Origin of the sequence: Pseudoalteromonas sp. ESRF-bin5 (assembly GCF_002632075.1) — a bacterium.
Taxonomy (GTDB): Bacteria; Pseudomonadota; Gammaproteobacteria; order Enterobacterales; family Alteromonadaceae; genus Pseudoalteromonas; species Pseudoalteromonas marina.
In genome coordinates, this window is record NZ_NTLW01000017.1 from 1 (window position 1) to 1,021 (window position 1,021).

Below are 1,021 nucleotides of genomic sequence, written 5' to 3' on the forward strand. Positions count from 1 at the left end.
GTAAGGTCTGCTCTGTTACTAGAAATAGTAATAACCAACGAATATCAGCAAGATAACCGACGACATTACTTGCTTCATCCTATGTATTAACTCGCTCTAATTCGAGCTAAAATAATTATGGCTTAAAAAGTTAGGCAAGGATCAGTGCGTTTAACTTGACAATGGGAGTCATACCAACGCCGCATTCACCGGTGGAGCATGCTGGCGAGGTTTTTTGCGTGTTTTTGCAAAAAACGCGACAGTATGCGGAATCCGGTGCAATGCATTGTTAGCTGCACACTGCTTGTTTAATGCACTTTACTCTAGGGTCAGTAAGAATTGGCCCTTTCAGTATTAAAATATGGGCATTTACATGCTCTCTGTATGAAGCATACTCTCCAACAACTTTATGAGGAATTTGCAGCGCTTCAATTATGTCAAAATTTTCGTTGTATATTACCGCTACCAATTCATCGAAATCATGTTCATTGTACTTTCGGATTGCGCTTAATTGACGCGAGTTATTTTTCGGGGTTACTCGCCGCCCTTTAATCTGGACACGAATACCACTTTTACTAATGCCATCATAGCCAGCTTTAGAATTAGCTTCTAAATCAAGATCAAGGGCTTTTGCGACAAGCCATTCAGTGTAGTCACCCAAAGGGTTATTTTGAGTTCGAACAACATCTCGGTTTATGAGCTCATTTGTTATTGATGCCTGTAGCTGCAACAATTCTTTTACTTCCATATCTTTGAGATGCACTCGAAACCTCTTTACAGCTAACAACTTTGTATCCGACATGTGTCGCTTTCTAAAACGACACATACCCAAATATTACAATCAATCTAATGTAGCCAGCTAATAAGCGTATGTAAACAAATAGTTATGTAGCATTTAAATATTCTAAATGTAGAAATACTCCAAAATGGTAGAGATCAGTAATATTAGACAGAAAAGTAATGTGCTAATAAACAGTGAGGAAATAAACAGTCACCTTCCTTTGTAACTATTCACTTTTAATTCAGTCGCGTTCACATACTC

Annotated in this window: 1 protein-coding gene; it reads right to left on the minus strand. The window is 38.1% G+C overall.

The features are described 5' to 3' along the window. Positions 1-268 precede the first annotated feature (268 nt). On the minus strand, positions 269-742 hold the full coding sequence (locus BCG07_RS00245) for a DUF6998 domain-containing protein (protein WP_286887948.1): 474 nt from the start codon (positions 740-742) through the stop codon (positions 269-271). Positions 743-1,021 lie beyond the last annotated feature (279 nt).